This window comes from Mesorhizobium sp. M2C.T.Ca.TU.002.02.1.1 (genome assembly GCF_003997225.1).
In genome coordinates this window covers 1-5,796 of record NZ_RZTO01000369.1, presented here as the reverse complement: position 1 = coordinate 5,796, position 5,796 = coordinate 1, and the positions used below count along the sequence as shown (strand labels likewise).

The 5,796-nt window shown below is 63.9% G+C and carries 5 protein-coding genes; 3 read left to right on the top strand and 2 right to left on the bottom strand.

The genetic code is table 11. The annotated features are described in order from the left end of the window. The 3 genes from EOD07_RS19500 to EOD07_RS19485 form a co-directional block, all read left to right on the top strand. Positions 1-582: MFS transporter (locus EOD07_RS19500; RefSeq protein WP_127236634.1), on the top strand; the 582-nt coding region annotated here is incomplete at its 5' end. Positions 583-655: 73 nt separating this feature from the next. Then, positions 656-2,725, top strand: coding sequence for a prolyl oligopeptidase family protein (locus EOD07_RS19495; RefSeq protein ID WP_127236633.1), 2,070 nt, complete (start codon positions 656-658; stop codon positions 2,723-2,725). A 219-nt stretch (positions 2,726-2,944) separates the two neighbouring features. After that, the gene (locus tag EOD07_RS19485) at positions 2,945-4,324 is read left to right on the top strand and encodes an aspartate aminotransferase family protein (protein ID WP_127236631.1); all 1,380 of its coding nucleotides are present in this window, start codon (positions 2,945-2,947) and stop codon (positions 4,322-4,324) included. A 323-nt stretch (positions 4,325-4,647) separates the two neighbouring features. Here EOD07_RS19485 and mmsB read toward each other — a convergent pair whose 3' ends face one another. Both mmsB and EOD07_RS19470 read right to left on the bottom strand, forming a co-directional pair. After that, positions 4,648-5,532, bottom strand: a complete 885-nt coding sequence (gene mmsB, locus EOD07_RS19475; RefSeq protein ID WP_127236629.1) for a 3-hydroxyisobutyrate dehydrogenase — start codon at positions 5,530-5,532, stop codon at positions 4,648-4,650. A 22-nt stretch (positions 5,533-5,554) separates the two neighbouring features. Beyond that, positions 5,555-5,796 (bottom strand): acyl-CoA dehydrogenase family protein (locus tag EOD07_RS19470; RefSeq protein WP_281059069.1); only part of this gene is annotated, 242 nt, incomplete at its 5' end.

The following is a 5,796-nucleotide window of genomic DNA, read 5'->3' as shown; positions in this document are numbered from 1 at the left end:
GTCGACGAGGCCGACAACAAGGTGTCGGTGCTGGGCTTCATACCATTGGCCTGGCTGCTTCTGTCGGCTGTGGTCGTCGCGGCCGGTTTCGAGCAGGCGATCCTGGCGCTACTGCCGGTCTATGGAACGCATCACGGCATTCCGGAAGCGCGCATGTCGGCGCTGCTGTCGGCGATGATCGCCGGCAACATCGCCATGCAGGTGCCGCTCGGCCTGCTCGCCGAAAGGCTGACGGCGCGGCTGGTGCGCTTCGGCTGCGTCGCCGTGACCGTCCTTGGATGCGTGCTTTTGCCGGCGCTGATCGAGACGCCGCTGATCTGGGTATGCGTCTTCATCTGGGGCGCCGTTTCCTACGGCATCTACACGATGTCGATCATCGAGCTCGGTGAACGTTTCACCGGCTCGGCGCTGGTCGCCGGCAATGCCGCCTTCTCGCTGATGTGGGGTCTCGGCGGCATCGTCGTCCCGCCGCTCGCCGGCGGCGTGATGGATGTTATCGGCGCCGCCGGCCTGCCGGTCACGCTGGGTGCGATCTGCGCCGCGCTGGCGGCGGCGACGGTCGTGCGCAGGCGGGTTTTGTAGCCGATCCCGCCACGGCTCTTGAATATCGGCGCAGCGAACGCGATGTAGGCGGGGCCGCCAGATGGAGACCCGCATGACCAGCACGATGACCAAGACCCAGCCCGAATTGACCGCTGACGATCCCTTCCTCTGGCTGGAAGACCGCAACGGCAAGGAAGCGCTGGACTGGGTTCATCGCCAGAATGCGCTTACCGTCGCCGAATTGCAGGGCGATCCTTCCTACCAGGCGACTTTCGAAACCGCGCTCGACCTGATGACCGCGGAGGACAATATCCCGGTCGGGGCAGCACTCGCCGACTATGTCTATAATTTCTGGCAGGACAAGACCAACGCGCTGGGCCTGTGGCGGCGCACGCCCGTCGCTTCCTACAAGACCGAGAAGCCGGAGTGGGAAACGATCATCGACTTCGACCAGCTCTCGGCGAAAGAGGGCATTAAATGGGTATTCGGTGGGGCGAGCCGGCTCTATCCGGATTTCGACCGCTGCCTGCTCTACATGTCGCCGGACGGCGGCGACGCCAGCGAGATGCGCGAGTTCGACATCGCGACGAAATCCTTCGTCGAGGACGGATTTCGCGCTCCGGCATCCAAGTCGGGCTTTTCCTGGCTGGACAAGGACACGGTGCTCGTCTCGGCTGCTTTCGAAGAGGATGACAAGACACAGTCCGGCTATCCGCGCGTGATAAAACTCTGGCGGCGCGGCACCAAGCTCGAGGACGCAACGCCGATCTTCGAAGGTGAGAAGCAGCATCTCGCGGTCGGCGGCGGCGTCGAATATGACGGCGAAAGGCGGCATGTGCTGCTCGGCAAGACGCTCGACTTCTTCACCTCGCACAGCTTCCTGCGGCTGGTTTCCGGCGAGAACCGGCGCATTCCGCTGCCCGACGACGCCACCGACACGGCGATCTTCAAGGGACAGCTGATCTTCGGCGTGCGCAGCCCCTGGACGACCCCGGACGGCACGCGCTGCCTGCCCGACGGGCTTTACTCCCTCGATTTCGACCGCTGGATCGAGAGCGGCGCGTTCGGGCCGTTCGAAACCGTGCTCGCGCCTGCGCATCGCGTTTCGATCGCCGGGCTCGCCAGGACGCGGGATCGGTTGTTCATCAACCTGATGGACAATGTGCGCGGCAAGGTCATCGCCTGCGACCGCACCGCCGATGGCTGGTCGCTGAAACGGATCGCGCTGCCCGACAACGGCAATGTCGGCATCAGTCATGTCGAGCATTTCGGCTCCAGCGTCTCCTTCTCCTTCACCGATTTCCTGACGCCGAGCTCGATCATCTGGTCGGACGACAATGGCGAGACGCTGCAAACGGTGAAATCGCAGCCGGCCCGCTTCGATGCCTCGCCCTATGTTTCGGAACAGTTCGAGGCGCGCTCGAAGGACGGCACGATGATCCCGTATTTCGTCGTGCGGCGGCGCGACCAGAAGGGGCCGGTGCCGGCGCTGCTTTACGGCTATGGCGGCTTCGAAGTGCCGCTGCTGCCCGGCTATGCCGGCATTCGCGGCAAGCTCTGGCTGGACAATGGCAACGCCTATATCCAGGCCAATATCCGCGGCGGCGGCGAGTTCGGTCCGGCCTGGCACCAGGCGGCGCTGAAGGGCAAGCGACAGAACGCATTCGACGATTTCGCGGCCGTCGCCGAAGATGTCGTCAGGCGCGGCATCACCACGGCGGCGCAGCTCGGCATCCAGGGCGGCTCCAATGGCGGTCTGCTCACCGGCACCTCGCTGACACAGCGGCCGGAGCTGTTCGGCGCCGTCATCATCGACGTGCCGCTGCTCGACATGCTGCGCTATACCGAACTGCCGCCCGGCGCCTCGTGGATCGCGGAATATGGCGACCCATCGAAGCCGGAGGAGGCGGCCTGGCTCGCCGCCTATTCGCCCTACCAGCATATCGCGGCCGATGCCGCCTATCCGCCGGTGCTCTTGATGACATCCACCGCCGACGACCGTGTCCATCCCGGACATGCGCGCAAGATGGCGGCGCGGCTTAAGGAGGCCGGCCATGGCCGGACGCTGTTCTTCGAAGAGACCGAAGGCGGCCATGGCGGGCGCGGCGATCGCCGGCCGCAGGCGGCGCAGACGGCGATGCGCTACATCTTTCTGCAGCGGTCGCTCCGTAAGCCTGCATGACAGGGGTGGCTTGAATTTTGGACCCCGGGCGGCATAAGCTGTCGCCATGATCCGTTTCAGCACTTCTGGCGCCTTCGGGGTCGCGGTGACGCCGTCACCGCGGACCCTTCGCGCCGAGCTGTTGCGGCTGTGCGCCCGCATCGGCTATTCGCCGCCTGCCGTCCTCTGAGAATCCGCCCCGGCCGTTGCCGGATTGATTCAAGAGGAAAGATCAAATCCATGACCTATCAGAACTATTCGCTGAAGCAGCTTCAGCAGATCGACGCCGCGCATCATCTCCACCCCTTCACCGACCACAAGGAACTGCGTGAGACCGGTTCCCGCATCATCACCCATGCCAACGGCCCGTTCATCTACGATGCCGACGGCACCGAAATCCTCGACGGCATGGCGGGCCTGTGGTGCGTCAATGTCGGCTATGGCCGCGATGAGCTGGCCGAGGCGGCTTACGCGCAGATGAAGGAGCTGCCTTACTACAACTCCTTCTTCAAATGCTCGACGCCGACCCCGGTGCTGTTGTCAAAGAAGCTGGCGGAACTGGCGCCGAAGCATGTCAGCCAGGTTTTCTACGGCTCGTCCGGCTCGGAAGCCAATGATACCGCGCTTCGGCTCGTCCGCCATTACTGGGCGCTCGAGGGCAAGCCCGAGAAGAACCGCATCATCTCGCGCAAATCAGCCTATCACGGCTCGACGATCGCCGGCACGTCGCTGGGCGGTATGGAGCCGATGCACAAGCAGCTCGGCGGCGCCGTGCCCAACATCGTCCATGTGATGATGCCCTATGCCTATGAGCTGGCGCTGCCCGGCGAAAGCGACCATGATTTTGGCATCCGCGCGGCCAAGGCGGTCGAGGACGCGATCCTGGAAGCCGGCGCCGACAAGGTGGCCGCCTTCATCGGCGAGCCGGTGATGGGCGCGGGCGGGGTGAAGATCCCGCCGATGAGCTACTGGCCGGAAGTTGAGCGCATCTGCCGCAAATACGACGTGCTGTTGATGCTGGACGAAGTCATCACCGGCTATGGCCGCACCGGCGAATGGTTCGCGGCGCAGACTTTTGGGGTGGAGCCCGACACGATCACCACCGCCAAGGCGCTGACCTCGGGCTACCAGCCGCTGTCGGCGCTGCTGGTCGGCGACCGCGTCGCAAAGACGCTCGTCGAGAAAGGCGGCGAGTTCTATCACGGCTACACTTATTCCGGTCATCCGGTGGCCTGCGCGGTTGCGCTGAAGAACCTCGAGATCATCGAGAAGGAAGGGCTGGTCGACCGGGTCAAGAACGACACCGGTCCCTATTTCGCGCAGGCGCTTCAGGAGCGCATCGCTGGGCACAGGCTGGTCGGCGAGGTGCGTTCGATCGGCCTGATGGGCGCGATCGAGATCGTCAAGGACAAGGCGACCAAGGAGCGCTATCTGCCGTCGGGAAGCGCCGCGGTCGTCGTGCGCGACCATGCGATCGCGAACGGCATGATGCTGCGGGCCACCGGCGACACGATGATCCTGTCGCCGCCGCTGATCTGGACGCGCGACACGATCGACATGGCCTGCGAGCGGATCGCCAAGGCGCTCGATCTCGCGGATGCCGATTTGCGCAAGCGCTGAGCGATTATTCCCCGGGCGCTCCCGATTGGGCGCCCGGTCCATTCCTGGACATATCGCGTGGCGTCCCCAAAACGCAAAAACCGCGTCCCAACGGGAACGCGGCTCTGCCAGATACGCATGGCGTTTCGCGACAAGAATACTTGCGAAACTTACGGGCTCCGGTACGCGAGACCTGATCCGGAGCGCCGGGCAGACGCGATGTCCGCCTCGCAGTCCGTTTTAAAGGCACATCGTTACCGGTGCGTTAGCGAGACCTTAAGCAAATCTAAATTTGCCGGCTTTTTGCCCAAAAAAGTGGCTAATAATCCTTTCTAAGCAGAAGCTTAGGTTCGATCTCCACGCAGGAAATTAATAATGCCGGAAAAATCGACGCCGGCATGCCCTTGCGCGTTGAACAGCGCATAAAGCTGCGTGGCTTCGGCGCCGAGCGGGGTCACGGCGCCCGCGCTCTGCGCGGCTTCCTGCGACAGTTTCAAGTCCTTCAGCATGAGCGCGGCGGCAAAGCCCGGCTTGTAGTCACGGTTGGCCGGCGAGGCCGGCACCGGGCCGGGCACCGGGCAATAAGTGGTCAGCGACCAGCATTGGCCGGAAGAGGTTGAGGCGACGTCGAACAGCGCCTGATGCGACAGGCCGAGCTTTTCGGCGAGAACGAAGGCCTCGGCGACGCCGATCATCGAGATGCCGAGAATCATGTTGTTGCAGATCTTAGCTGCCTGGCCGGCGCCGTCGCCGCCGCAATGGACGATGCGCCCGGCCATCGGCTTCAGGATCGGCTCGGCGACAGCGAAGGCCTCGTTCGATCCGCCGGCCATGAAGGTCAGCGTGCCGGCCGTGGCGCCGCCCGTGCCGCCGGAGACGGGCGCGTCGATCGACTGCAGGCCATGCTTCGCGGCAATCGCATGCGCCTTGCGCGCCGATTCGACATCGATGGTCGAGGAATCGATGAACAGCGCGCCCTTCTTTGCCTTGGGCGCGATGTCCTCATAGACCGATAGGACATGCTTGCCGGCCGGCAGCATGGTGATCACCACGTCCGCGTCCTTCACCGCAGCGACGGCGTTCGCCATGACTGTCACACCATGCTCTTTCGCGACCGTAAGGTTCTCGGGCATGAGGTCGAAGCCCAGCACAGCGTGGCCAGCTTTTACGAGATTGGCAGCCATGGGATTCCCCATGTTGCCGAGGCCGATGAAGGCGATGGTTGCCATCGTTTTTCTCCCGTATTTTCTGTCAGCGGCCGATCAGCGCCCGCGCGATGATGACGCGCATGATCTCGTTGGTGCCTTCGAGAATCTGGTGGACGCGCAGATCCCGCACCAGCTTCTCGATGCCGTAGTCGTGCAGATAGCCGTAGCCGCCATGCAACTGCAGCGCCTGGTTGGCGATATCGAAGCCGATGTCGGTGACGAAGCGCTTGGCCATCGCCGACCATTTGCCGGCGTCGGGCGCCTTACGGTCGAGCTTGGACTGTC

Excerpts from the sequence above, each read along its gene's own strand:
- EOD07_RS19495 (WP_127236633.1), top strand. The coding sequence starts at position 656 with ATGACCAGCACGATGACCAAGACCCAGCCCGAATTGACCGCTGACGAT.
- EOD07_RS19485 (WP_127236631.1), top strand. The coding sequence starts at position 2,945 with ATGACCTATCAGAACTATTCGCTGAAGCAGCTTCAGCAGATCGACGCC.
- mmsB (WP_127236629.1), bottom strand. The coding sequence starts at position 5,532 with ATGGCAACCATCGCCTTCATCGGCCTCGGCAACATGGGGAATCCCATG.